Source organism: Methylibium sp. Root1272 (assembly GCF_001425905.1).
GTDB lineage: Bacteria > Pseudomonadota > Gammaproteobacteria > Burkholderiales > Burkholderiaceae_C > Methylibium.
In genome coordinates, this window is the sequence record NZ_LMDY01000016.1 from 141342 (window position 1) to 166791 (window position 25450).

25 protein-coding genes are annotated in these 25450 nt (G+C 69.4%); 19 read left to right on the forward strand and 6 right to left on the reverse strand.

Annotated elements, in window-relative coordinates:
* Positions 1-16 precede the first annotated feature (16 nt).
* The 4 genes from ASC67_RS16225 to ASC67_RS16240 all read left to right on the forward strand — a co-directional run bounded on the left by ASC67_RS16225 (position 17) and on the right by ASC67_RS16240 (position 4981).
* The gene (locus tag ASC67_RS16225; protein ID WP_056323667.1) at positions 17-214 is read left to right on the forward strand and encodes a hypothetical protein; all 198 of its coding nucleotides are present in this window, start codon (positions 17-19) and stop codon (positions 212-214) included.
* A gap of 92 nt (positions 215-306) precedes the next feature.
* Positions 307-600 (forward strand): hypothetical protein, encoded by a 294-nt coding sequence (locus ASC67_RS16230; RefSeq protein WP_056323671.1) that lies wholly within the window; start codon positions 307-309, stop codon positions 598-600.
* Between the two features lie 41 nt (positions 601-641).
* Positions 642-1652: a GGDEF domain-containing protein gene (locus tag ASC67_RS16235; protein ID WP_156466802.1), complete on the forward strand. Its 1011-nt coding sequence runs from the start codon at positions 642-644 to the stop codon at positions 1650-1652.
* 137 nt (positions 1653-1789) lie between these two features.
* Positions 1790-4981 (forward strand): EAL domain-containing protein, encoded by a 3192-nt coding sequence (locus ASC67_RS16240; RefSeq protein WP_056323677.1) that lies wholly within the window; start codon positions 1790-1792, stop codon positions 4979-4981.
* 15 nt (positions 4982-4996) lie between these two features.
* Here ASC67_RS16240 and ASC67_RS16245 read toward each other — a convergent pair whose 3' ends face one another.
* On the reverse strand, positions 4997-7147 hold the full coding sequence (locus tag ASC67_RS16245; protein ID WP_056323680.1) for a TonB-dependent siderophore receptor: 2151 nt from the start codon (positions 7145-7147) through the stop codon (positions 4997-4999).
* Positions 7148-7389: 242 nt separating this feature from the next.
* On the opposite strand from ASC67_RS16245, the gene ASC67_RS16250 reads away from it, so the two are divergent.
* On the forward strand, positions 7390-8952 hold the full coding sequence (locus tag ASC67_RS16250; RefSeq protein ID WP_056323683.1) for a methyl-accepting chemotaxis protein: 1563 nt from the start codon (positions 7390-7392) through the stop codon (positions 8950-8952).
* Here ASC67_RS16250 and ASC67_RS16255 read toward each other — a convergent pair.
* Together ASC67_RS16255 and ASC67_RS16260 are read right to left on the reverse strand one after the other, a co-directional pair.
* Complete coding sequence (locus ASC67_RS16255; protein WP_056323686.1) at positions 8936-9226, reverse strand: hypothetical protein; 291 nt, start codon at positions 9224-9226, stop codon at positions 8936-8938. The two genes, ASC67_RS16250 and ASC67_RS16255, sit on opposite strands and share 17 nt — an antisense overlap.
* Complete coding sequence (locus ASC67_RS16260) at positions 9223-10290, reverse strand: methyltransferase domain-containing protein (RefSeq protein WP_056323689.1); 1068 nt, start codon at positions 10288-10290, stop codon at positions 9223-9225. Before ASC67_RS16260 ends, ASC67_RS16255 begins: the two co-directional genes overlap by 4 nt.
* Before the next feature lie 127 nt (positions 10291-10417).
* Between ASC67_RS16260 and ASC67_RS16265 the strand changes: the two genes are divergently transcribed.
* From ASC67_RS16265 to ASC67_RS16290, 6 genes are all read left to right on the forward strand, one after another.
* The gene (locus ASC67_RS16265) at positions 10418-11461 is read left to right on the forward strand and encodes a GlxA family transcriptional regulator (protein ID WP_056324219.1); all 1044 of its coding nucleotides are present in this window, start codon (positions 10418-10420) and stop codon (positions 11459-11461) included.
* Positions 11462-11529: 68 nt separating this feature from the next.
* A complete protein-coding gene (locus tag ASC67_RS16270) occupies positions 11530-11970 on the forward strand; it encodes an HU family DNA-binding protein (RefSeq protein ID WP_056323692.1) in 441 nt (146 codons plus the stop codon).
* A 140-nt stretch (positions 11971-12110) separates the two neighbouring features.
* Positions 12111-12896 carry a class I SAM-dependent methyltransferase gene (locus ASC67_RS16275; protein ID WP_056323696.1) on the forward strand — a complete coding sequence of 262 codons (786 nt, stop codon included), beginning with the start codon at positions 12111-12113 and terminating at the stop codon, positions 12894-12896.
* A 42-nt stretch (positions 12897-12938) separates the two neighbouring features.
* Positions 12939-13211, forward strand: coding sequence for a hypothetical protein (locus tag ASC67_RS16280; protein WP_056323698.1), 273 nt, complete (start codon positions 12939-12941; stop codon positions 13209-13211).
* A gap of 158 nt (positions 13212-13369) precedes the next feature.
* Positions 13370-14302 carry a 3-keto-5-aminohexanoate cleavage protein gene (locus tag ASC67_RS16285; RefSeq protein ID WP_056323701.1) on the forward strand — a complete coding sequence of 311 codons (933 nt, stop codon included), beginning with the start codon at positions 13370-13372 and terminating at the stop codon, positions 14300-14302.
* 65 nt (positions 14303-14367) lie between these two features.
* Positions 14368-15177, forward strand: a complete 810-nt coding sequence (locus ASC67_RS16290) for an enoyl-CoA hydratase/isomerase family protein (protein ID WP_056323704.1) — start codon at positions 14368-14370, stop codon at positions 15175-15177.
* Here ASC67_RS16290 and ASC67_RS16295 read toward each other — a convergent pair.
* Positions 15123-16142, reverse strand: a complete 1020-nt coding sequence (locus tag ASC67_RS16295; protein WP_056323708.1) for a helix-turn-helix domain-containing protein — start codon at positions 16140-16142, stop codon at positions 15123-15125. The two genes, ASC67_RS16290 and ASC67_RS16295, sit on opposite strands and share 55 nt — an antisense overlap.
* Positions 16143-16363: 221 nt before the next feature.
* On the opposite strand from ASC67_RS16295, the gene ASC67_RS16300 reads away from it, so the two are divergent.
* Complete coding sequence (locus ASC67_RS16300) at positions 16364-16942, forward strand: carboxymuconolactone decarboxylase family protein (RefSeq protein WP_056323711.1); 579 nt, start codon at positions 16364-16366, stop codon at positions 16940-16942.
* 54 nt (positions 16943-16996) lie between these two features.
* On the opposite strand, the gene ASC67_RS16305 is transcribed toward ASC67_RS16300, so the two are convergent.
* Positions 16997-18112: a class II histone deacetylase gene (locus ASC67_RS16305; protein WP_056323714.1), complete on the reverse strand. Its 1116-nt coding sequence runs from the start codon at positions 18110-18112 to the stop codon at positions 16997-16999.
* A gap of 260 nt (positions 18113-18372) precedes the next feature.
* Here ASC67_RS16305 and ASC67_RS16310 point away from each other — a divergent pair, with 260 nt between their 5' ends.
* The 7 genes from ASC67_RS16310 to ASC67_RS16340 all read left to right on the forward strand — a co-directional run bounded on the left by ASC67_RS16310 (position 18373) and on the right by ASC67_RS16340 (position 24336).
* Positions 18373-19578 (forward strand): amine dehydrogenase large subunit, encoded by a 1206-nt coding sequence (locus ASC67_RS16310; protein ID WP_082536068.1) that lies wholly within the window; start codon positions 18373-18375, stop codon positions 19576-19578.
* Between the two features lie 17 nt (positions 19579-19595).
* Positions 19596-20156: a MauE/DoxX family redox-associated membrane protein gene (locus ASC67_RS16315; protein ID WP_056323720.1), complete on the forward strand. Its 561-nt coding sequence runs from the start codon at positions 19596-19598 to the stop codon at positions 20154-20156.
* On the forward strand, positions 20153-20749 hold the full coding sequence (gene mauD, locus ASC67_RS16320) for a methylamine dehydrogenase accessory protein MauD (protein ID WP_056323723.1): 597 nt from the start codon (positions 20153-20155) through the stop codon (positions 20747-20749). Before ASC67_RS16315 ends, mauD begins: the two co-directional genes overlap by 4 nt.
* 50 nt (positions 20750-20799) lie before the next feature.
* On the forward strand, positions 20800-21354 hold the full coding sequence (locus tag ASC67_RS16325; RefSeq protein WP_056323727.1) for a methylamine dehydrogenase light chain: 555 nt from the start codon (positions 20800-20802) through the stop codon (positions 21352-21354).
* Entirely contained in the window at positions 21351-21836 is a 486-nt protein-coding gene (locus tag ASC67_RS16330) for a cytochrome c (RefSeq protein ID WP_056323732.1), read from the forward strand. The genes ASC67_RS16325 and ASC67_RS16330 overlap by 4 nt, the downstream gene beginning before the upstream one ends.
* 56 nt (positions 21837-21892) lie before the next feature.
* The gene (locus ASC67_RS16335; RefSeq protein ID WP_056323734.1) at positions 21893-22867 is read left to right on the forward strand and encodes a helix-turn-helix domain-containing protein; all 975 of its coding nucleotides are present in this window, start codon (positions 21893-21895) and stop codon (positions 22865-22867) included.
* A gap of 104 nt (positions 22868-22971) precedes the next feature.
* A complete protein-coding gene (locus ASC67_RS16340) occupies positions 22972-24336 on the forward strand; it encodes a sorbosone dehydrogenase family protein (protein WP_082536069.1) in 1365 nt (454 codons plus the stop codon).
* Between the two features lie 30 nt (positions 24337-24366).
* On the opposite strand, the gene ASC67_RS16345 is transcribed toward ASC67_RS16340, so the two are convergent.
* The gene (locus ASC67_RS16345) at positions 24367-25440 is read right to left on the reverse strand and encodes a PHB depolymerase family esterase (protein WP_056323737.1); all 1074 of its coding nucleotides are present in this window, start codon (positions 25438-25440) and stop codon (positions 24367-24369) included.
* Positions 25441-25450 lie beyond the last annotated feature (10 nt).

Genomic DNA, 25450 nt, shown 5'->3' on the forward strand with positions numbered 1-25450 from the left:
TTCGACGGCCCTGCGCATGCCCCGACACCGGCCGTGCGCGGGCCGGGCCAGTTTCCTCGACCTGCTCGACTGGGCCCACGAGCTGTACCCGCAGGACCATCGGCTCGATGCGGCCACGGTGGCGCGCCGCGAGTTCGCGATGTTGAGATCGTCTCGAGCGCCGCTCGCGTTCGCGCCGACGGGGATCGACCGCATCGCAGGCACGCTGCGTTAGCGCGCATCGATCGCGCCTCGGTTCGGAGCCGCACAGACGTTTGCGCGGGGCGCGCTCAATGTCCGTGCACCGAATCACACTGGAGCCTCTCCATGAACAAGCTGCTTTCTCTCCCCCTCGCCGTGGCGATGGGCGTCATCGGCGCCATCGGCGTCGCTCAGCCTGCCAGCGCGCCGTCCGACGGCACGCCCATGAAGAAGAGCATGGGCATGCAGGACGGCAAGGGCGCGAAGATGATGGACGCCAACGGCGACGGCATGGTGTCCAAGGAAGAATTCATGAAGCACCACGAGGCCGCGTTTGACAAGATGAAGAAGAACAGCAGCGGCACGGTGGACATGAAGGACATGGAGCCGATGACTGGCGGCCCGGCGATGCAGAGGTGAACACGAGACCTCTGCGGGTCGGCCTGGCGAAGCTGAAGGCTGTGGGTTCATTGGCGCGTCAGGCACCTGGTCAACAGCCCGCCGTCGATGCGTGCGCGGCGTTGGTGGGCGCGTCCCCGACGCATCATTCACTACCGATACCGGCCGAAGACTGGGACGCGCTCTTCAACACGGTCAAGGATCGCCTGACCTGGTCTGCGACGCCGGAGGCGCTGCAGATGCCGGGGCCGGCGCTGCGCGTCCGGACCGGCGTGCTGGAGTGCGTGGAGGCACTGGACCAGCTCCACCACCTGCTGGGGATCGAGCGCAAGGGTCGCCAGGAGCTAGAGCATTCGCTGCAGGAGGCTCGAGCGATGCTGGCGCAGGTGCGAGCCGAGCTGATCTGCGCCCAGGGGGGTGAAGAGCAGGCCCGGCATCTGGCCCTGCACGACAGCCTGACATCGCTGCCGAACCACCGCAACTTTCACGCGCGGCTGCGAGATGCGATATCCCAGGCGCCCCGCCGAAGCGCCCAGACGATGGCGGTGCTGTACCTGGATCTGGACGGCTTCAAGCTGATCAACGACACACACGGGCATGCCATCGGCGATGAGCTGCTCAGGATCGTCGCCGCGCGGCTGACGCGGGCGTTGCGTGCGCAGGACGTGGTGAGCCGTCTGGGCGGCGACGAGTTCGCTTGCCTGATCCACGGCGTGCCGGGAAGCCGGCAACTCGGCAGACTGGCGGGCAAGCTGGTCGGCGCCGTGTCGGCCAGCGCGAGGATCGGTACGCTGCGGGTGCGCGTGCGTGCCAGCATCGGCATTGCATCCTGGCCCATCGACGGCGTGACCGCCGAAGCGCTGCTGGAGAGCGCCGATGCCGCCATGTACCGAGCCAAGCAGAGGCAGTGCGGTTTCGCGTTCCTTCAGCGAGAGGTGGCATCCACGTCAGTGCTCGAAACGGGTTCGCGGGGCGGCGGTGCCGAGGCCGGCATGCCGATGTCGAAGAACCGGCGGCCAGAAGGGGGCTTCGTCGGCGCAGAGCACAGCGGCGAGGGCAGTCCGAGGGCGTAAGCCAGCGTCCGCGGCGGCGCGAGAGGATCGAGGGCAGGGCTCTCGGGTCAAGTTGTCCCCGCTTCTGCCGAAGAGCTCCGAGTGCTGTCCCGGTGTCACCGGATCAGGCGCGCTGGTCCGCTGTTTTCCGACGCCCCATGACGAACACCAACCCTTTCAGTCGCCTGCTGTCCCGCCTGAGCGTCGGTCGCAAGCTGATGCTGATCTACCTGCTGGACCTCACGGCGGTGATCTTCGTCAGCAGCATCCTGATCAACGAGAAGTTCATCGCGATCGACTTCGCGCGCAAGGAGATCGCCGGCAACGCCTACATCGCGGAGATGCGCGATGGCCTGATCGATGCTGCGCTGGGGCCGGCCGCCACCGGCGCGACCGGGCTCTCGGAGCGCCAGGCCGCCCTGTTGCGCACCGAGCGGGCGCACGGTCCCGGCATGCAGAGCGAGGAGCCGAGCGCCGCGCTGGCCGCCGCCTATGGCGTGCTGGCCACGGCCGGACCCAGCGAACGCCGCAAGGCCCAGTCGGACGTGCTGGCGCGCGGGCGTGACCTGATCACGCGGGTCGGCAACCAGTCCAACCTGATCCTGGACCCCGACCTCGACAGCTACTACACGATGTCGCTGATCGTGCTGCGCTACCCGGAGTTGCTCGAGACCATCGACGGCATCGGGACCCAGTTGGCGGCCCAGGTCACCGCGGGCACCGGCATGGCCGAGGCGCGCACGCAGTACCTGATCCTCGAAGGCAAGCTCGACGCGACCCGCCAGGGCATCGACACCGACCACAGTGAGGCCTATGCGGCCGGCGGGCCGGCGCTGAAGACGCAGCTCCGGCCCGCCCAGGAGCGCCTGCAGGCCGCGCTGGAGGCCTACCGGCGCAGCGCGCGCCTGCTGATCGACAGCGGTGCCACGCCGCAGTCGCTGGCCGGCGTGCACGCGGCTCAGGCGGGCCTGGTGCACGAACTGCAGGCGGCCTGGGCCGTGGCCGGCGGCGCCATGGACGGGCTGCTCGACGCGCGCGTCGCGAGCCTCTACCACCGCATGTGGATCCACCTCGGCACCGCGCTGGCGCTGCTGTGCGCGATCCTGGCGATCGTCTACTTCGTCGCCCGCCAGATCGCGATGCCGCTGCGGCACCTGGCCGAAGTGACCGACACGGTGCGACTCACGGGCGACCACACCCGGCGCGCGCAGTGGAACAGCAGCGACGAGATCGGCCGGCTGGTGGTCGGCTTCAACGACATGCTCGCGCAGCTCGACCAGGAACGCGAGACGCAGAAGGAACTGGCCGCCAGCGCCCGCGCGGCAGACGCCCAGCGCGCGCTGGTCGAGGCCACGCCCATCCCGCTGGTCGTGACCTCGGTGCCGGGCCACGAGGTGCTGCATGCCAACCCGCCCGCGGAGGCCTGGTTGGCCGGTCATCGCTCCGATCCCTGGAAGCACGGTCTCGATTCGTCGGTGCGGGCGCGCTTCTTCCAGCAACTGGCCGACCGTGGTGCGGTCGACGAGTTCGAGGTTCGCTGGGGCGCCGGGGCCGAGCCGGCCTGGGCGGTGCTGTCGGCCCGGCGCGTGCGCTACCAGGGCCAGGACGCCGTGCTGACCGCGTTCGCCCCGATCAATCACCTGAAGCTGATGGAGCGACGGCTCGAGCTGTGGGCCAAGGTGTTCGAGGCCTCCAGCGAAGGCATCCTGATCGTCGATGCGCAGCGCCGCATCCTGACTGCGAACCAGGCGTTCTCGCGCCACACCGGCTACGAGCTGCAGGAGGTGGTGGGCGAGAAGCCGTCGTTGATGCTGGCCGTCGAACAGTCGGACGAACAGAGCGCCGCGTTCTGGCAGAGCGTGTCGCAGCGCGGCACCTGGCAGGGCGAGCTGCAGGTGCGTCGCCGCAACGGCAGCGAGTACCCGGCCTGGCTGGTGGTGAACGCCGTGCGGCAGTCGCAGGGCGACATCTCGCACTACATCTTCACGTCGATCGACATCAGCGACCGCAAGAAGAGCGAGCAGCGCATCCGCTTCCTGGCTGACCACGATGTGCTGACCGAGCTGCCGAACCGCACGCTGTGCACCGAGCGGCTGCGCATGGCCGTGCAGCAGGCGCAGCGCAGCGGGCAGCAGGTGGCGGTGATGTTCATCGACCTCGACCGCTTCAAGGACATCAACGACTCGCTGGGCCACCACATCGGCGACGGGCTGCTGCGCTCGGTGGCGCGGCGCCTGCTGGAAGCGGTGCGCGCCGGCGACACCGTCAGCCGGCTGGGTGGCGACGAGTTCGTGATCGTGCTCAACGGCGTGCAGCACATCGACGAGGTCACGCACATCGTCGACCAGCGGCTGATCCCGCTGATCCGCCAGCCGCACCTCGTCGAGGGCGCGGAGCTGCACGTGTCGTGCAGCGTGGGCATCGCCATCTTCCCGGACGACGCCACCGACATCGACGAGCTGATGAAGCACGCCGACACGGCGATGTACCAGGCCAAGGCCGGCGGCAAGGACGCGGCCGAGTTCTTCACCGCCGAGATGACGCAGCGCGCGGAATCGCGCATGCAGCTCGACGCCGACCTGCGGCGTGCGCTGGAGCTGGGGCAGTTCGAGCTGCACTGGCAGCCTCGCGTGAGCGCAGCCGCCGGCGTGCTGCTCGGCGTCGAGGGCCTGCTGCGATGGCAGCATCCGCAGCGCGGCCTGGTGTCGCCGGCGCACTTCATCCCGCTGGCCGAGGAGACCGGGCTGATCGTGCCGATCGGCGCCTGGGTCATCGAGCAGGCCTGCCGGCAGGTGGCCGCGTGGCGCGCGCAAGGCCTGCCGTCGTTCGGTGTGTCGATCAACCTGTCGGCGCGCCAGCTGCGCGACGACGGCCTGACCGAGCAGGTGCGCGCCAGCATGCTCCGGCACGGCGTGCCGCCCGGCGTGCTGGAGCTCGAGCTCACCGAGTCGATGGTGATGGACGACGCCGAGCGCAACCTGTGCCAGATGCACACGCTGCGTGACCTGGGCGTCGGGCTGTCCATCGACGACTTCGGCACGGGCTACTCCAGCCTCGCCTATCTCAACCGTTTCCCGATCGACAAGCTGAAGATCGACCGCTCGTTCGTGCACGACATGCTGGCCGACCCGACCGATCGCGCCATCACGATGGCCATCATCGGCCTGGGCCATGCGCTCGGCCTGCAGGTGGTGGCCGAAGGCGTGGAGGAGCCGCGTGCGGCGGCGCTGCTGCGCGAGGCCCGCTGCGACGAGCTGCAGGGCTTCCTGTTCGGGCGGCCGATGCCCGTGACGGCGTTCGAGGCCTGGCTGGCCGAGCGCGAGGCGCCGGTCAGCCGGGTGTCCGCGTGACGTCTCGCAGTCTCTTCAGTACGACAGCCTGATCGTCACCGAGTAGTTGGCGGGCGCCCCGTAGTACGTGTTGTCGTACTCGTCCAGCACGTAGTACTTCTTGTCGAACAGGTTGTCGGCGTTGAACTGCGCCGACACGTTCGGCGAGAACTGGTAGCGGGCCATCAGCGACACCTGCGCGACGCTGCCCTGGCGCAGCACGGCCGGACCGCTGGGCGAACCGACGACGGTGCTGCTGGCCGATTGCCAGTTCACGCCGGCACCGAGACTGAGGTGGTCGACCAGCCGCCGCGGCTCCCAGGTCGCGAACAGGCGGACCAGGGTGCTCGGGATGAAGGTGCGCACCGCCTGCCCCGACCCGTTCTGCGTCAGGTAACGAGTCCACCCGAAGGATCCTTGCAGTTCGCTGGTCAGCCGCCCCGCAGCCTCGATCTCGAATCCCCGCGTGTTCGCCTTGATGGGCTGCGAGACGGCCCCGCCGTCCGGCAGCAGCTCGGGGTCACCCGTGCCGGGATCGATGACCGGGGCGGCGACATTGTTCTGGCGCGTCTCGAACAGCGTGATCGCGGTGTTGAGTCTTCGATCCAGGTGTTCGCCCTTGAGCCCGACCTCGAAGCTGCGGCCTTCCATCGGATCGAGATAGTGGCCGTTGGCGTTGCGGTTGTTCTGCGGCTTGAAGATGCCGGTGTAGCTCGCGAACGCGGAGTACTGAGGCAAGATGTCCCACACGAGACCGGCATACGGAATCGTCTTGGAATAGTTGTACTTCGTATCGACCGGCGTGTCGTAGAGGTAGAAAGAGTCGATCTTCCAGCGCGCGAAACGAGCGCCGGCGATGAGCTTCAGCGAATCGGCCAGCGAGAACCGGCCGGCGGCGTAGAGGCCGTCCTGGTCGGTCCGGATGTCGTTGAGCGGCGTTCCCTCGGCGAAGGCAGGCTCCGGATAGCTGCCGTCCCATTCGAAGAAGTTGCCGGGGTCCGGGAGCGTGCCCAGGGGCTCGAACACGGTGCCGATGTTCCTGGCCCGCGAGCCGTTGTAGCCGACGACGAGCTCGTGCTTGCGGTCCAGGAATTCGAACGGTCCGGAGGCGTAGACGTCCAGCGACTTCTCCGTGATCTTGCCGCGGCTGCGGTAGGCGTAGGGCTCGAGGCCGGTGCCGGTCGTCGGATCCGGGTAGCCGAACACGTAGAACAGTTGCTGTTCCTCGCTGTAGCGGCGATGACTCAAGGTCGAGCGCAGGGTCCAGCCGTTGTCGAAGGCGTGGCGCAACTCGCCGAAGACCGTCTGCGTCTTGCGGTTCCAGTACGACCAGTCCGTCGCGGTGGTCACCGAGCGGGGCCAATCCGCCAACCGGCCATCGGCGAGATACAGCGGGAACGAGCCCCAGGTGTTGGATCGCGGCCGATTGTCCTGGTGGTCGAAACCGAGTGACAGGCGCGTGGCCGGCGTCAGGTCGGCATCGACGATGCCGTACAGCACGTAGGTCCGCTTGTTGTAGAGCGCCTGGTACGAATCGCGGTCTTCGCCGACCGCGACGGCGCGAGCCCGGATGCTCCCGTCTGCGTTGAGCGGGACCGTCGCATCGGCTTCTGCACGCCGGGTGTGCCACGAACCCGCGGTGAGATCGAGCCCGAACGTCGCGGTCCGGCTGTCGGCGTGCTTGCGCACCAGGTTGATCGATGCGGCGGGATTGCCGGCGCCCGTCATCAGGCCGGTTGCGCCGCGCACGACCTCGATGCGCTCGTAGAGCGCCGTCTCGAGCGTCTCGTCGATCGAGCCGGTGTTGAAGTTCGAGAGTGCCGGCACGCCGTCGTACATCAGCGTGTCGATCAGGAACCCGCGCGAGTAGAACAGCACGCGCTCGGAGTCGTAGGCGTTGGAGTAGACGCCGGGCGTGTTGTCGAGCACCTCGCGCAAGGAAGTGAGGCCCTGGTCTTCCAGACGCTCGCGCGTGATCACGGTTATCGACTGCGGTGTCTCGCGCGGAGAAAGCGTCAGCTTCGTCGCGGAGGCGCTGTCCTTGGCGACATAGGAATCCGTGCGACTGCCGGTCACCCTAATGGCGTCCAGCACGACGGGTTCCTGCGCGCCGTCCTTGGCCGGCGGGACGCCCTCGGCACCGGTCGTTTGTGCGGCGGCCGTGATGGCGAGTGCGGTGCCGAGCATCAGCAAGGTCGCATCACGCAGCGGGGAGCGCGAAGGAGCGGGGCGTCGGCTAGCAGGCATTTTGGATAATTATGAGAAGCATTCGCATTATTATCCACTGAGCGTGATCGGTGTCACGCGCGCGGTCGAAAACTGTCTGGATTGAGCAGGCGTTCAAAGATGACGGCATGAGAGCCGTCTCTTCCGCCCATCGGCTTGTCACCACCTCGGTATCTTTGGGCATCACCGTTGCGGAGAGCCCCATGCAATTCAGACACCTTTCCGTCAAATCCAAACTCGCGACGGCATTCGCCCTGCTCACGGCCATCGTGCTCGTGGTTTCCGGGGTGGCCATTCGAGCCCTCGCCAGCGAGCACCAGTCGTTCTCGAGCTACGTGGACGAGACGGCCGTCCGCATCACGATGGCCAACGACGTGCTCGACGCAGCCAACGCCCGCGCCATCGGCGCGCGCAACCTGGTGCTGGTCACGACGCCCGCCGACAGTGAGATCGAGAAGGCGGCCGTGACCGCGGCGCACAAGAAGGTCGGCGAGTCGATGGCCCGCCTGAGGAAGGCGCTCGATTCGATGGCCGGCGTGAGCGACGACGAACGCGAGCTGTTCGCCAAGCTCGATGGCGTCGAATCCCGCTACGGCCCGGTGGCGCTCGACATCGTCGGCCTCGCCCTGCAGGGCAAGCGCGAAGAAGCCGTGACCCGGATGAATGCGGACTGCCGCCCCCTGTTGACCGCGCTCGTGAAGTCGGCCAACGAGTTCATCGATCTCAGCGTGGTGGTGGCCCAGCGCGACGTCGCACGCGCCGACGCCAACGCCGCCGCCAATCGCAACATGATGCTGGCCGCCTGTGTGGCGGCGGCGGCCCTGGCGGCCGTGCTGGCCTGGGTCATCACCCGCGCCATCGTCGGCCCCATCAACCGGGCGATGGAAGTGGCACAGACCGTCGCGGCCGGCGATCTGCGCTCCAGCATCGACGGCAGCGCGCGGGACGAGACCGGCAAGCTGCTGGCTGCGCTCAAGTCGATGAACGACAGCCTGGTCAGCATCGTCGGCAGCGTGCGCACCAGCAGCGACAGCATCGCCACCGGCAGCGCCCAGATCGCCACCGGCAACGCGGATCTGTCGCACCGGACCGAGCAGCAGGCTGCCAGCCTGCAGGAGACCGCGGCCTCGATGGAAGAGATGAATGCGACGGTGAAGGCCAACGCCGACACGGCGCGCCAGGCCATCCAGCTCGCCGGCTCCGCCAGCGGTGCGGCGGAGAAGGGGGGTCAGGTCGTCGGCCAGGTGGTCGCGACGATGGACGACATCACCGCCAGCTCGCGGCAGATCGCCGACATCATCGGCGTCATCGACGGCATCGCCTTCCAGACCAACATCCTGGCGCTGAACGCGGCGGTCGAGGCCGCGCGTGCCGGCGAGCAGGGACGAGGCTTCGCGGTGGTGGCCAGCGAGGTGCGCAACCTCGCGCAGCGCAGCGCCAGCGCCGCGAAGGAGATCAAGGAACTCATCGGTGCCAGCGTCGAGAAGGTCGAGGTGGGCACCCGTCTGGTGGGCGATGCGCGGGCGTCGATGGACGACATCGTGGTCCAGGTCAAGCGCGTGTCCGACCTGATCTCGGAGATCGGGGCGGCCACCATCGAGCAGACCACCGGCATCGGCCAGGTCAGTACCGCGGTGTCGCAACTCGACCAGGCCACCCAGCAGAACGCGGCACTCGTCGAAGAGAGCGCCGCCGCCGCCGACAGCCTGAAGCAGCAGGCTTCGAAGCTGGCGTCGGTGGTGAGCGTCTTCAAGCTGGCCGCCTGACGGGCATCGGCGGCGCGGGCCGCTTTGCGCGGGATTGCGCGTGGCGACCCGCCGCGCCGGTCCCGGGTGCCGTCGCAGCGGGCTCGGGCGACTCGTCCCCCGAGCCCGCTCGCACCGGGGCCGCGTCGACGTTCATCGGCAGCGTGGAGAACACGGTCTTGTGCAGCGTGCTGGCCAGCATCGCCGCGATGAAGCAGGCCAGGATCAGATGCCCGGCGAAGCTCGCGCGCGGCGGAGCCGCCCGTTCGGCAGGGCGTGACGTGTCGGCGCTCATCGGCGCACCTCGTAGATCAGGTTGAAAGGCGTCTCGGCGGCGCGCCGGAACTGCGTGAAACCCGCCTTGCGGAACACGTCGGCCAGGCGCTTCGGCCCCGCCTGCGCACCGAGCACGAGCGTGCCGCCCTCGGAGATCGCGTGGGCGCAGCAGATCAGCGACGAGCCGGCGTAGAACAGCTGGCCCACCGTCGACAGGTTGTCCTCGACGCGGTCGTTCGCGAACGGCTCGACCAGCAGCACCGTGCCGCCCGGTGCCAGCGTTTCAGCGGCGTGCCGCGCGGCGGCCACCGGGTCGCCCAGGTCGTGCAGGGTGTCGAAGAAGCAGATCAGGCCGTAGCGATGGTCGGGGTAGCTCACCGCGCTGGCGGCGGAGAAGTCCACCCGCTGCGCGGCGCCGGCCGCCGCCGCATGGCGCCGTGCCTCGGCGAGCGATGCCGCGTGCGTGTCGAAGCCGAAGAAGCGCGAGTTCGGGAACGCCTGGGCCATCAGCAAGGTCGAGTGGCCGTGGCCGCAGCCCACGTCGGCCACCGCGATGCCGGCCTCGAGCCGCGCCACCACACCGTCGAGCGCCGGCAACCACTGCGACACGAGGCTCGCGCGGTAGCCGTTGCGGTAGAACGCCGCCACGCCGCAGGCCATGCGTGCGTCGTGCTCGCCCCAGGCGACGCCGCGGCCGCTGCGGAAGGCGTCGAGCGCCTTGGATTCATCGGCCCACATCGCGGCCGGCACGTTCCAGGCCTGCGGGAGGTAGACGGGGCTGTCCTCGTCGGCCAGCACCATTGCGTGCTCGGGTGACAGCTCGTAGGTGTCGCTGACCGCGTGGTAGCCGAGGTAGCCGGCTGCGGCCTGCGCGTTCAACCACTCGCGCACGTAGCGCTCGGCGCAGCCGGCGCGCTTGGCGACCTCCTTGGCGCTCAGGGGGCCGGCACCGGCCAGGGCCCGGTAGAGCCCGAGCTTGCTGCCCAGGCTGACCATCACGCCGGTGTAGGCGGCGGCCACGTCGCCGACGGCGCGCATCGCGAAGGCTTCGACCTTCGCTGTATCGATCACGGGGGTGTCCATCGTTTGATTTCCTCTCTCGCCACAGGGCGCGGTTGAACAGTGCACGCATGTTGGCGAGACGCGCCGATTGATGGCAGAGCTGAAATCGCCCAAGATCGGTCCGTTCGTGCCACCAGCCCGCCGCACCATGCCTTCACGTTCGAGCCTCGCGCCATCGCCCGCCCGCCCGGCCGGCCTTCACATCTCGTTGCTGGCGGTGCCCGATGCGGCGCTTTCCACGCTCGCGGGCATCTACGACGTGATGAACGTGCGGGCCCTCAGGGGCTCGCCGGCCGGCACCGCGAGCCAGCCGTTTCGTGTCGACATCGTCGGCGAGTCGGTCGGCCCGCTGGACCTCGCCAGCGGCGTGCCGATCCAGGTGCAGCGATCGATCGACAGCATCGAGACGAGCGACATCGTGATCGTGCCGTCGCTGTTCGTCTCCGGGGCGGGTTGGCAGAGCGGACGCTATCCGCGCCTGGTCGCCTGGCTGCAGCGCATGCACGAGCGCGGCGCGCTGCTGTGCTCGGCGTGCTCGGGCATCTTCCTGCTGGCCGAGACCGGGCTGTTCGATGGCAGGGACGCCACCGTGCACTTCGGCTACGCCCGGGAATTCGCTGCCGCGCATCCGGCCGTGACGATCCATCCGGAGCGCGTGTTGGTGGTCTCGGGCTCGCGAGAGGAACTGGTCAGCTCGGGCGCGTCGACGACCTGGCACGACATGGTGCTGTACCTGATCGCGCGCCATGCCGGTGCCGCCGAAGCGCAGGAGGTGGCCCGCCTGTATGCGCTGCAATGGCACCATGATGGGCTTGCACCGTACATCAGCTTCGACGGCAAGGTCGATCATGGCGACGCCGAGATCGAGGGCGCGCAGCGCTGGCTGACCACGCACTTCCCGGTCGCCAACCCGGTGGAGGAGATGATCAAGCGCTCCACGCTCGCCGAGCGCACCTTCAAGCGCCGCTTCACCGCGGCGACGGGCATCGCGCCGATCGCCTACGTGCAGCGCCTGCGCATCGAGGATGCCAAGCGCCGCCTCGAACGCACCGATGCGCCGGTCGACGACATCAGCTGGCGCGTCGGCTACGAAGACGCCGCCTTCTTCCGGCGCCTGTTCAAGCGCATCACCGGTCTGGCGCCCGGCGCCTACCGCAAACGCTTTCGCATCCCCGAGTTCGCGCGGCCATAGGCCCCTAGAATCCGCCCGGTCCGCGCCGCGGGCGAATGATTTCCCAACTCCCGGTATCCGAAGACCCCATGGCAACTGCTAAGAAGACCGCAACCAAGTCCCTGATCAAGAAGGCCGCCCCCACCAAGAAGGCGGCTCCTGCCAAGAAGGCCGTCAAGGCGGCTGCTCCCGCAAAGGCCGCGGCCGGTCCGCTGAAGCCCATCAAGACGGCGCTCAACAAGACCAGCCTGATCGCCCACCTGGCGGAAGTCGCCGCGGTCGACACCAAGGCCGTCAAGGCCGTGATCGCCTCGCTCGAAGCCACCATCCTGGCCTCGGTGCACAAGAAGGGCCTGGGTTCGTTCACCTTGCCGGGCCTGCTGAAGGTCAACGTGATCAACGTGCCGGCCAAGAAGAAGCGCACCGGCATCGACCCCTTCACCAAGCAGGAACGTGTCTTCGCGGCCAAGCCCGCCACGGTCAAGATCAAGACCCGCGCGCTGAAGAAGCTGAAGGACGCCGCGCTCTGATCTGAAACGATCACCGCGCTCGATCTCCTCGTCGAGCGTCCAGCCGGCGGTGGCACCGAGGTGCCACCGCCGGCTTCTCTTCTTGTGCAGGTCGCGTCGGCCATCGATGCACGAATCGCCGGTGCTACATTGAAGGAACGATGCAGACCCAGCCTGCGCAGGCGCACGGCGACCGCGAACTCCTCGACCTGAATCGTCGCTTCTACGACTCGCTCTGGTCCGGCGCCCGCCTGATCGAGCCCCGGCGCTTCAACACCTGGCCGCTGGTGCAGTCGCTGTTGCCTCGACCGGGGCGACGGCTCGAAGTGGCGCCCGGACTGCGGCCGCGCCTGCCGATCGAGGGCACGCAGTTCGTCGACATCAGCGCCCCGGCGCTCGGCAAGCTTCGCGAACGCGGCGCGCAGGTGGTGTTCGGTGAGGTGACCGCACTGCCGTTCACGGAGGCCTCCTTCGATCTGGTGTGTGCCCTCGACATCATCGAGCACGTGGACGACGAGGATGGCGCGTTGTCGGAGTTGTCGCGCGTGGCGAAGCCGGGCGCGGCCGTGCTGATCTCGACGCCGCTGCACCCCGAGCAATGGACGTCGTTCGACGACTTCGTCGGCCACAAGCGCCGCTACGAGCCCGAACGCCTGCTCACCAAGCTGGCGCAACACCATCTGCTGCTGGAGCGCAGTGCGGTGTTCGGCATGCAGCCGCCGTCGTCGCGCCTGGTCGACCTGGGCATGTGGTGGCTCGCTCACCGTCGCGAGCGGGCCCTGTGGTGGTACAACAAGGTGCTGATGCCGCTCGGCCTGCGGTTCCAGAAGGAACTGCGCTTCGTGCCCGGCATGATCCCGACGGCCGGTGTCGACGAGGTGCTGCTCGTGTGCCGAAGAACGGCGCCGCCTCGGCAAGAATCCACACCCACCGACTCTTCGGTGTAACGCCGCCCGAAGCGGGCCAGCGTCCTTCCTACACTGCGCGTCATGCAAAACGGCGCCCCCCTCGCGACCCCCGGCCATCCCATCGACGGTGCCAGGAAGACCCACGCTGCGACGAGCCAGTCTGTCGCGGACGAGCGCCCGCCGGCGGGCGAGGCGATGCTCGAGCTGATCGGCCTGATCGCCATCGCGGTGGCGGCGGCTGCGGTGTACTTCGGGGCCCGCAGGACGCGCAAGGACCGGACCGGCGGTGCGGGCGAGTCGCACGAGAAGCGGGCGCGGCGCCGCGCCGCGCCGCGGCCGTCGACCTACGGCTGATCCCTCGTCCGATCGTCGTCGCGGTGAGCGAGTTGGCTCGCCGCGATGCAGGGTAGTTCCCTAGGCGCCTTCCTCCCGGGCTCTGTGCGAGAGTCGGTCGACGCGTTCGCCCGAGCGCGGCGCATCGCGTTCCCGATGCGCTTCCCGAGGAGAGGTCCATGTACCAGCAGAAGAAGGTCATCATCAGCTGCGCCGTCACTGGCGCGGTCCACACGCCGTCGATGTCGCCCTACCTGCCGGTCACGGCCGAGGAGATCGCCGAGTCGTCGATCGCCGCCGCCGAGGCCGGCGCGGCGATCATCCACCTGCACGCGCGCGACCCCGTCACCGGCAAGCCCGACCAGCGGCCCGAGGCCTTCACACCCTTCCTGAAGACGATCAAGGCGCGCTGCGACGCCGTCGTCAACCTCACCACCGGCGGCTCGCCCTACATGACGGTGCAGGAGCGCATGCAGCCGGCGAAGGTGCTCAAGCCCGAGGTGGCCTCGATGAACATGGGCACGATGAACTTCGGCCTGTTCCCGATGCTCCAGCGCTTCAAGGAGTTCAAGCACGACTGGGAGCGACCCTACCTGGAGGGCAGCAAGGACCTGATCTTCCGCAACACCTACGGCGATCTGGAGACCGTGCTGACCGAGCTCTCGCCCAACGAGACGCGCTACGAGTTCGAGTGCTACGACACCGCGCACCTCTACAACCTCGCGCACTTCGTCGAGCGCGGCCTGGTGAAGGCACCGTTCTTCGTGCAGACCGTGTTCGGCATCCTGGGCGGCATCGGCACCCACCCGGACGACGTGATGCACATGAAGCGCACGGCGGACCGGTTGTTCGGCGACGACTACCGCTGGTCGGTGCTGGGCGCGGGCGCCAGCCAGATGAAGATCGCCGCCATGGCCGCTGCGATGGGCGGTAACGTGCGCGTCGGGCTCGAGGACAGCCTGTGGATCGGCAAGGGACAGCTCGCGCGCTCCAACGCCGAACAGGTGCGCCGGGTGCGCAGCATCCTCGAAGGCCTGGGGCTGGAGATCGCGACGCCCGCCGAGGCGCGCGAGATCCTGCAGCTCAAGGGTGTGGGCAAGGTGGCGTTCTGAGACGCTGCCGCGCACACCTGCTCGAACCGGCGGACGCCGGCCACTGATCGATGAAGGAGCCCCCGATGTCCCTCTGGACTTGCACCCTGGACGACGGCGTCGTCACCGCGATCTACCGCAACCCGCCGATGAACTACTTCTGCGCCGAAGGCGCGGCCGAGCTCGGCGGGCTCATCGAGTCCTGGCGTGAGCCCGCCATCAAGGCGGTCGTGCTGTCCGGCGGCATGGCCGGCCGCTTCATCACGCACTACAGCGTCGAGGAACTGCTGTCCTATGCCGAGGACCGCACGGCCATGCGCGAGGCCGGCACGGCGCTGAACGACGGCTACCACGCCTTGCTGCTGAGCCTGCGCGACCTGCCCAAGCCGGTCATCGTGGCGATGAACGGCGACGCGATGGGCGGCGGCTTCGAGCTGTGCCTGGCCTGCGATCTGCGGATCGCCCAGCGCGGCGATTTCCGCTTCGGCCTGCCCGAGGTCAAGCTCGGCATCCTGCCCGGCGGCAGCGGCACTCAGCGCCTGTCGCGGCTGATCGGCGCGGGCCGGGCGATCGAGTTCATCCTGCGCGGGCGCATCGTCGAGCCTGCGGTGGCGCTGGAGATGGGGCTGGTGCACGAACTCGCCGACGATGCCTTGCGGCGCGCGCAGCAGATCGCCCACGAGATGGCGCTCACGCCGCCGTTCGCGATGGCGATGGCCAAGCGCGCGGTCTACGAAGGATCGGACACGAGCCTGGCGGCCGGCCTGAAGCTCGAGGGAGAACGCTTCCTCGAGACCATGCTGTCCGACGGCAGCGTGAGCGCGATGCGCGCCTACGTGGCTCAGCCGCTGGACGCGCGCAGAGCCTGGCTGGAGAAGCCGCCGGCCGCGCGGTAGTCCTTCGGACTGCTGGCGAACTCGCGCTTGAAGATCTTGCTGAAGCTGCTGGAGTCGCCGAAGCCCCAGCGGTAGGCGATCTGCGTGATGCTCAGATGCGCGGTCTCGGCCGCGCGCAGGTCCTGGCGGCAGCGGTCCAGCCGCTGACGCCGTATCCAGGCTGCCGCCGTGGTGTCGGCACGCTCGAACAGCCGGTGCAGATGCCGCTCGGTGATGCCGCAGTCGCTCGCGACGCGGCGCGTGTCGAGTTCCGGATCGTCGAGGTGGCGGTCGATGTAGGCCATGACGCCCTGCAGCACGATCTTCCCGCTGCGCCCGGTGCAGGGCGCGGCCTGCGCACTCAGTGTGGAGGCCAGCAGCTCCACGCTGGCATGCAGCACGTGGCCCGCGTTGCCGTGCGGCAGCTCGCCGAAACGGGCGTCGAGCGAGATCAGGTGATCGACGAACAGCCGGCTCAGGCCGCCGGTGGCGTCGATCCGGCGGCCGACGAAATCACCGGCTCGCGGCAATGCCAGGTGCAGGTGGCGCTGCGGTACCGCGAGCGTGATCTGTCGCAGGCCCGCGCCGGTGACGAAGGTCATCGGCCTCGCGCTGTCCCAGAGGGCGAAACTGCCCGGCGTCAGCGTGAGCTCCTCGCCGTCGATGACCAGGCAGATCGATCCTTCGGCGATGTAGATCAGGTTGTAGAGCGCCTCGCTGTCCTGCGCCATCTCGCGCGTGCCGCGCGTGCCGACGATGCCGCCCTGCGCGGAGGTGAGGTGGGTGACGCGAAAGCCTTCGAAGCGGCCCTGGCGGATGAAGGCCGGAAAGCGGTCGCAGCGGATCGGCCGGATCGACCAGTGCAGGTGCGCGTCGATGACGAAATCGCGCCAGCAATCGAACTGCTTGTTCGGCGCCACGCGCTCCGTCGACCAGACAGCGGGATCTTCCCAGCGATCGACCAGCGATGAGATCTGCCTGTCCACTTCGCGTCTCCTCTTCGCGGCCGCCAATGGCCAGGGTTCGTCCGGACGATCATAGGAGGGCTCCGCGGCGCGGCGCAATCCGCACATCCCCCGCAGGGCGGGCGATGTCAGGCCTGACCAAGTGGCAGGTCATGTGCAGCCAAGGCAGCGAGCGGCGCGCTGGCTAGGATCGCCCTGCATGCTCTGCCGACTGTCCGGCGGAGCCCACCGGAGGTTCGCCCATGTTGATCAGCACCGTCGAGAAGGAAGCGCTCTCGCCCTACATGCGCAAGATCGCGGATGACCTGTATCCACGGGTCGACCCGCTGTTCATGCCGCATTTCGAGCGCTATATGGGCCTGCTGGGCAATGCGCCCGAGCATGCGGAGCGCTTCTTCCCGTACTACTTCGGCATCTGGTTCGACAACAAGCTGGGCGCCCGCATCACCGAGCTCGCGCGGCTGGCGATCGCGAACGGCACGCAGTGCCAGCTGTGCCTGGCGGTGCGCTACACGGCAGAAGTCAACGAGGCCGATGTCGCTGCCCTCCCGGGCATCGACGCGAGCACGCTGACGCCGGCGGAGCGCGCGGTGGTGCGCTTCGCGACCCATTTCGGCAACGATCACCACAAGGTCACGGCCGAGCATTTCGAGGATCTCAAGCGCCACTTCAGCGACGAGCAGATCACCGAGCTGCTGCTGTGGAGTGCGATGGCGCTGGGACTGGGGCGCATCCTCAAGGTGGCCCAGCTGGTCGATGAGAGCTGCCCGCTGCCGGCACGGGACGCGGCGGCGCGCGCCGAAACGATCGCGGCAGCCTGAGGCAGCGGCACGCGACGGGGCGCCGATGGCGGCCCCGTCGCGCCGCCTTGTCGCTCAAAAGCCGAAGTCGGCTGCCATCTCGTCGATCAGTCCGCGCTGGAAGGCGGCGAAGCGGTCATTGGGCTGCTGGCCACCGGTGAAGTGGAGGAACGGGTCTTCGACGCCCAGGCGCTCGCCGACCAGCGTTTCCACCACCGCGTGGCCGCAGAACGGAACGCAGGCCTCCGAGTAACCGCCCTCGTGCACCACCACGAGCTTGCCGCCGCAGTGGCGATCGGCCAGCGCCATCGCCAGCTCCGAGAGGCGGCGGTAGGACTCGCTGTGCAGCAGCATGCGCGCCAGAGGATCGACGCCGTTGGCGTCGAAGCCGCTGGCCACGATGATGAGCTCGGGGCGGTAGCGGTCGATCGCCGGCGTCACGATGCGCTCCATCGCGTACAGGTAGGCGTCGTGTCCGCCACCCGGCAGCAGCGGCACGTTGACGTTGTAGCCGAGGCCGCGGCCCTGCCCGCGGTCCGGCGCGCCGCTGTAGCCGACCGGGAAGCAGCCTTCCTGGTGCAGCGAGACCGTCAGCACGTCGTCGCGTTCGTAGAAGATCGACTGCGTGCCGTTGCCGTGGTGCACGTCCCAGTCCAGCACCGCGATGCGCTTCACGCCGTGGCGTGCGCGCGCGGCCTCGATCGCGATCGGGATGTTGGCGAGCAGGCAGAAGCCCATCGGCATGTCCGCGAGGCAGTGGTGGCCCGGCGGGCGCGACATCGAGTAGGCGTTGCGGTGGTTCCCGGACAGCACCGAGTCGACCGCGTGCAGCGCGAGGCCGGCGGACTGCTTGGCGATCTCGTAGCTGCCCGGGCCGAAGGGCGCATAGAGGCCGATCTCGCCGCCGCCCTGGTCGGACAGCGCCTTGAAGCGCTCCAGGTAGGCCGGTGGATGGACCCGCTGCAGGTCTTCCTCGGTGGCCATCGGTGCGCTGCGCAGGTCGACCTTGTTCGCAAGGCCGGAGACCTGCATCAGCGACACCATGCGCCGCTTCGACTCGGGGGATTCGGCCAGTCCCGCGCCGGCCGGTGGCTGCACCCAGCCGCCCACCGGCGCGATCAGCGCGAAGCCGCCCGCGGTGCTGTGCCAGAGGCAACGCTCGTCATGGAAGAAGGCGGTCTGCAGGGTCATGAGCGGGAATCCTTTGCGTGGGGGCCTTGGATCGCGAGCGTTGCGGCGCGCGGGGCCGAAACCTGCATTCGATCGACAACAGCGCCGTTGCCTCGGAGGGTTTTCCCGAGAAATCGGCTTCGGGTCAGTGTTCTTGCCGAAGCGTGATAGTTCAACGCCCCCGCGCACCGCAGACTGGCCGTCAATGCTCGACGATCGGTCGCGGTGTCGATGGGCGACGCCGGTGTGCCGAACGCGAGCGCGGATGGGGGAGGCCCAGGATGCGGAGGATTCACCGGCATGGCAGCGCGGCCGTGCGCGCGGCGGCCTGCGCGGCCCTGCTCGCGCTGGGGATCCAGGCGTCCGCGGCACCGGCTGCGAAGGCCCGCCCGCTGCCCGACGAACTGCCGGTCGAGACGCTGTCGACCGGACCGATCGCGGCATCGACCACGGAGCGCGTGTACGTGGCCGACGTTGCCGTCAGCCATATCTCGGACGGCCGCATCCGCGTCTTCGATGCGCGCCACGGCCGCTTCCTCGGCATGATCTCGACCGGCTACGTCGGCAACTTCACGCTCAGCGCGAACGCCGACGAGCTGTACGTGGCCACCACCTACCTCAGCCGGGGCTCGCGCGGCGAGCGGGTCGACGTGCTGGAGGTGCACGACACCGAGAGCCTGGCGTTCAAGTACGAGATCGCGCTGCCGGCCAAGCGGGCGCAGGCGCTGAACTACCGGGGCCTGGTGCGGGCCAGCGGCAACGGCCGCTTCGTGCTGGTGCAGAACGCCACGCCGGCGACGTCGATCACCGTGGTCGACCTGCAGCAGCGCAAGGTGGTGTCCGAGGTGCCGACCCCGGGCTGCTGGGGCATCCTGCCGGCGTCCGGCCACGGCAGCCGTTTCTCGATGCTGTGCGGCGACGGCAAGCTGGCGACGGTCACGCTCGACGACAACGGCCAGGTGAGCGACCGCCAGATCAGCGAGCCGGCCTTCGATGCCGACGCCGACCCCTGGTTCCACCACGCCGAGCAACTGGCCGACCGCTACTGGTTCGTGTCCTTCAAGGGCGTGCTGACCGAGGTGGACGTCGGTGGCGCGGTGGCCGTCGTCAAGTCCGCGAGGCCGCTGGTCGGCGACGCCGGGCAGCGCGCCGGCTGGCGGCCCGGTGGCTACCAGCCGTTTGCCATCGACCCGACCGGTCGCTGGCTGGTGGTGGCGATGCACGACAAGGGCGGCGAGGGCTCGCACAAGCGGCCGGCGCGACGGCTGTGGATGTTCGACATCGCCACCGGCACGCGCGTGGCCACCGCCCCGGGACACGGCAGCGTGTCGCTGACCTTCTCGCGCAGCGGCCAGCGGCTGCAGGCGCTGGACGGCGAGAAGGGCGCCCTGCACGTCTGGCGCTGGGGCGAGCGCGGCAAGCTGACACCGATCAGCACCGTGGCCCGGGCCGGCGAGGCGGCGATCCACCTCGAATCGCACGACTGAGCCAGGGCCGCTGCACCATGCCGTTTCCACCGCCTTCCTTCGATCCGCTGCCGGTGTGGATCGCCGCGGCCGCGCTGGCCGCGCTGTTCGCGCATGCGGCCCTTGCCAAGTGGGCCGACCTCGCGCTGTTCGAGCAGCAGCTCTCGGCCTATGGGGTGCCGGCCAGCGGGCTGCCCGCGCTGACCCGGCTGTTGCCGCTGCTCGAACTGCTGACGGCACTATTGCTGATGGCCGGTCCGTGGCGATCGCTCGGTGCGGGGTTTGCTGCCGCGCTGCTGCTGCTCTATGCGGGTGCGATGGGTTACCACCGCTGGCGCGGACATGCACTCGATTGCGGTTGCGGCGGCGAGCCGCTGCCGGTGTCGTGGGCGCTGGTGCTGCGCAACCTCGGGCTGGCCGCGCTGGCGCTGTTCGCCGCCTCGGGCCTGAGCGCGCGGCCGATGGGCGGCGTCGACATGGCGGTGGTCGCCGCCGCCACGGCGCTGGCCGCCCTGCTGTATGCGGCGATGAATCAGTTGCTGCGCCACCGGGCCAGCAGGCACGGTCTTCGTTCTCTGTTCGGGAGCTCTTCTTCATGAATGCATTGACGGTCTCCGTCGTCCTGTTGTGGGCTGCAGTGCTGGCGCTCGGCGTGATGCTCTGGGCGCTGTCGCGTCAGGTAGGCATCCTCTACGAGCGCGTGGCGCCGATGGGGGCGCTGGTCACCGACGCCGGCCCGCCGGTCGGCGCGCCGTCGCCGAGCTTCGCGTTGACCAGCCTGCAATCCGAGCCGGTATCCATCGGCGGCGTCCAGGCCGGGCCGACGCTGCTGTTCTTCCTCTCACCGACCTGTCCGGTGTGCAAGAAGCTGATCCCGGTGCTCAAGGCGCTGCTGCGCGACGAAGGCCGCCGACTTCGCATCGTGCTGGCCAGCGACGGCGAGGCGCCGGCGCACCAGAGATTCGTGCGCGAGTACGGGCTGGACGCGCTGCCCTACGTGCTGTCGACCGAGCTGGGCATGAGCTATCGCGTCTCGCGGCTGCCCTATGCGGTGCTGCTGGACGCGCAGGGCGTGGTGGCGGCGAAGGGCCTGGTCAACTCGCGCGAGCAGTTCGACAGCCTGCTCAACGCGCACGAGATGGGCACCCCGACGATCCAGCACTACCTGGGCGGCACGTCGGCGGCGGCCTGAGCTGCACGGCATTCCCGTCGTCGACCAGGCCCATTCACGGAGGACGTTTCATGCGCTGGCTCTTCAAGCTGATCGACCGGCACGCCGAGCGTGGCGTGCGCCAGATCGCGCACCGGCACGGGCGGCGCAGCCTGCTCGCGCGCCTGGGCGTGGCGCTGGTCGGCGGCGCCGTGCTGCCGATGCTGCCGTTCGACCGCAGCGGACAGTCGTCCGGGGCCGCCCACGCCGCGGAGCCCTCGCCACGCAAGGCCGCCAAGCCCGATCCGCGTGAGGATCCGCTGCAGTGCGAGTACTGGCGCTACTGTGCCTTCGACGGCTACCTGTGCACTTGCTGTGGCGGCTCACTGACGCAGTGCCCGCCCGGCACCGAGGCCTCCAAGGTCAGCTGGATCGGCACCTGCCTGAATCCGCAGGACGGCCGCCAGTACCTCGTGTCCTACAACGACTGCTGCGGCAAGGGCTCGTGCGGCGAATGCCTCTGCAACAACAACGAGCGCGAGCGCCCGGGCTACCGGCTCGGCGTGCACAACGACATCAACTGGTGCATGGCCAACACCAGCCCGATGTTCCATTGCACGACGGCCATCATCGCGGGCGTGGCGTGACGCGTGGGCGCACCCTGGCAGTGTCGGTGCTGCTGGCGTGCACCGGGCCCGCGCTGGACGCGCAGTCGCTGGGACGCCAGGCCGCACCCCGCGCGAAGGCCGAGTCGGTGGCCGTGACCACCAGTGTGCGCAGCCAGTACGTCGTGCATTGCGCCGGCTGTCATGGGCTCGATGGCGCCGGATCGCGCGTCGGCAACGTGCCCGACATGCGGAAACTGGGCCACTTCCTGCGGGTCCCGGGCGGACGGGAGTTCGTCATCCGGGTTCCCGGGGTGATGGGCTCGGGCCTGAGCGACCAGCAGGTGGCCGACGTGACCAACTGGGTGCTGACCACGCTGGCGCCGGCCTCGTTGCCCGCGGACCACGTGCCCTACGATGCGGCCGAGGTGCAGCGCGCGCGCGCGGACCCGCTGGTGGACGTGGCGGCGGCGCGCGCCGGCCTGCTCGACGAGGCGCGCCGGCTCGCCGTGCCGCTCGACTGAGGCACACCGAGCACCGAGGCGACACCCCGTCGCGCACCGCCGTGCTACAAGATCGCATGGCTCTCGTGCTGGAACATCAATCGGCCGACGTCGACGACCAGGCGAAAGCCTTGGCGGGTTGGCAGCAGCGCTACGAGCAACTCGGTCGCGGGCGCTTCCAGGGCTCGGCGCGGCAGGTGGTGATGGCCGGTGGCACGGTGTTGCGCGAGTCCACCAACCGTCAGCTGCGCGAGCAGATCCGGCCGCCCTCCGACTGCCTGGTGCTGGCGATTCCGCTGTCCGTCGCGCCCGGATCGGTGTTTGCCGGCCGACCGCTGGACGCCGACGCGCTGATGATCATCTCGGGTCATGACGAGTACGACCTGGTGGCAGCGGGCGAACTCGACCTGCTGGCCTTGTCGGTCGATCGCCGGCGGCTGGACAGCATGCTGACGCCTCACGAGATCGAATGGCTGGCGCAGGCCGAACGCCAGCGCCGTTGGGCCCTGGCCGCCGACACGGCCGGTGCGGTCCGCGGCGAGCTGCTCGCCGTGTGCAAGGCCGCCGAACGTGGCGCGCCCGGCGCGGTGATCGACCTCGAGAACGAGTCGGCGCTGATCGGCGCCACGCTCGCGCACATGGTGGCGCTGGCTATGTCCGGCGGGAGCGCCGAGCGCAGCGACGCCGGCATCCCGCGGCGCGCGGACTCTCGGTTGCGGGTGGTGAAGCGCGCGATCGAGTTCATCCGTGCGAACCTGCAGGAGGACATCGGCATTCCCGAGATCTGCACGGCTGCCTGTGCCAGCCGCCGCAGCCTGCAGTACTGCTTCGAGGAGTTCCTGCACACGACGCCGCAGGCCTACCTGCGCGCGCTGCGCCTGAACGAGGCGCGGCGGCGCCTGAAACAGCAGGCAGATCAGCCCATCACGCTGCTGGCGTGCACGATGGGCTTCAGCAGCGCGAGCCACTTCACGCGCCATTACAGGCTGATGTTCAACGAGCTGCCGTCACAGACGCAGCGGCTCGGCGGCGAGGGTACGACCAAGGACTGAGGTCGCGGGGGCCGGCGCGCCGCCGTCCTACAGCGGATCACGCAGGGTTCCGACGGCGATGCGCCGTGGTCCGGTCGATCATGGGTTCGTCTCAGGATGACCCCATGACATTCAGCCACTCACTCCCTGCAAGCGACGTGCGGCCCTCGGCGGCGTCGATTCGATGGCCCGGCCTGGGCGTCGCGGTGCTGGTCGCGGCGCTGGCCGGATGCGGCGATGTCGCAACGCTGCAGGTGTCGGACGGCACCGGGACCCGGCCCCAGTTGCCCGCGCCCCGCGAACCGCTGATCCCCACGGTCAACGTGGCGCCCGCCGTCGGCTGGCCGGCCGGCACCACGCCGCAGCCGGCGCCGGGCACCCAGGTGGCGGCCTTTGCCAGCGGGCTCGCGCATCCGCGCTGGCTGCTGGTCCTGCCCAACGGCGACGTGCTGGTGGCGGAGACCAACGCACCGCCGAAGCCCGAGGACGGCAAGGGGTTCAAGGGCTGGGTCATGGGCCTGATGATGAAACGCGCCGGCGCCGGCGTGCCCAGCGCGAACCGCATCACGTTGCTGCGCGATGCCGACGGTGACGGGGTCGCCGAATTCCGGTCGGTGCTGCTGGAGGGCCTGCAGTCGCCGTTCGGCATGGCCCTGATCGGCAACCGGCTCTACGTCGCCAACACCAATGCGGTGATGCGCTTTCCCTATGCCGCCGGCGACACGCGCATCACGGCGCCCGGCGAGTTGGTGGTCGACCTGCCCGGCGGTCCCATCAACCACCACTGGACCAAGAACCTGATCGCGAGCCCCGACGGCCGCAAGCTCTACGTCACCGTGGGCTCGAACAGCAACGTCGGCGAACGCGGCATGGCGGCCGAGGAAGGGCGAGCGGCCATCTGGGAAGTGAACGTCGCCGACGGTTCGCACCGCCTGTTCGCGTCGGGCCTGCGCAATCCGAACGGCCTGGCCTGGGCGCCTCGCAGCGACAGGCTCTGGACGGTGGTGAACGAGCGCGACGAACTCGGCAGCGATCTCGTGCCCGACTACCTGACCTCGGTGCGCGACGGGGGCTTCTACGGCTGGCCCTACAGCTACTACGGGCAGCATGTCGACCAGCGCGTGACGCCGTCTCGACCCGATCTGGTAGCGCGGGCGATCGTCCCGGACTACGCGCTGGGCCCGCACACGGCCTCGCTGGGCCTGGCGTCGTCGGCGGGTACCCGGTTGCCCGGGCAGTTCTCCGAAGGCGTGTTCATCGGCCAGCACGGCTCGTGGAACCGCCGGCCGCCCAGCGGTTACCGGGTGATCTTCGTGCCGTTCTCGAGTGGCATGCCGTCCGGCGAGCCACTCGACGTGCTGACGGGATTCCTCAGTGAGGACGGCAAGGCCCGTGGCCGGCCGGTCGGGGTGGCGCTCGACAGGCAGGGCGCGCTGCTGGTGGCCGACGACGTCGGCAACGTCGTCTGGCGCGTGACGCCGCAGCGCTGAGTCCGGACCGTCGCATGGCGACGAGCGCCGTCAACGCGCCGTCGGCAGCGTGTGCTCGCGGAAGAAACGCAGCATCTCTTCGGTGGCATCGGGGCCCCGGGCGTCGGTGTACGACCCCCGGGCCGAGCCCCCGGACCAGGCGTGGCCCGCGCCGTGGATGGCCCAGTGCTCGGCGACGACGCGCCCGTCCTCGGCGCGGTAGCGGCGGCGCGTGTACTCGCGGCCGTTGTCACTGCGCGCGCGGGTGCTCTCGGGCGTGACGCCGCCGGCCCGCGCGGCGATCGCATGTTCACCGTTGGCGGGGTGCACGGTGGCGTCCGCATCGCCGTGGAACACGAGGGTCGGCACCGCGGTGTTCTTCGGCGGGGCGTTTGCGCCGCTCTTCATCGCCGCAAGCGCGGATGGCAGGTCGGTCGCCGCGCCGGCCGGCAGGCCGGAGTGCACACCGACCGCGGCGAACAGGTCGGGGTAGGCGTCACCGAGGATCGCCGCCATCGCGCCGCCGGCCGACAGGCCGGCCACGTACACGCGTTGCGGATCGATGTCGTAGCGCGCCATCACGTCGCGCGTCATGGCGGCCAGCAGCGCGGGCTCGCCGCGACCGCGCTGCTGGTGGTTGTGCTTGAACCAGTTCCAGCAGCGCGACGCGTTGGCGCGCTGCGTCTGCGCGGGGTAGAGCACGAAGACGCCGTGCTCGCGGGCCGCGTCGTTCATGCCGGTGCCGGCCGCGAAATCGTCGGGGTTCTGCGTGCAGCCGTGCAGCATCACCACCAGCGGCAGCGCCTGCCCGTGCCAGACCGGCGGCACGAAGAGCTTGTACTCGTGCGCACCGTTCACGTCGGTATGGCTGCCGGCGATGAACTGACCGCCGGGCACGCTGGCCGGGGCCGACGCCGGCACCGGCTTCTGCATCGGTGGCTCGGGTTCGACCCGGCGCGCCTCGACATCGATCACCACGCAGTCGTCTTCGGCCGCGGTCGGCGTCGCGGCGGGCGCCGCACCCTGGCCGAGCGCGGCGCGGATCGATGCGGTGGCGCGCCGCAATTCGCCGGCCCGCGTCAGGCGGGCGGCCTCGGTCATCAGGCGCTGGAAATCGGGGGGCATGGTTTTCCTC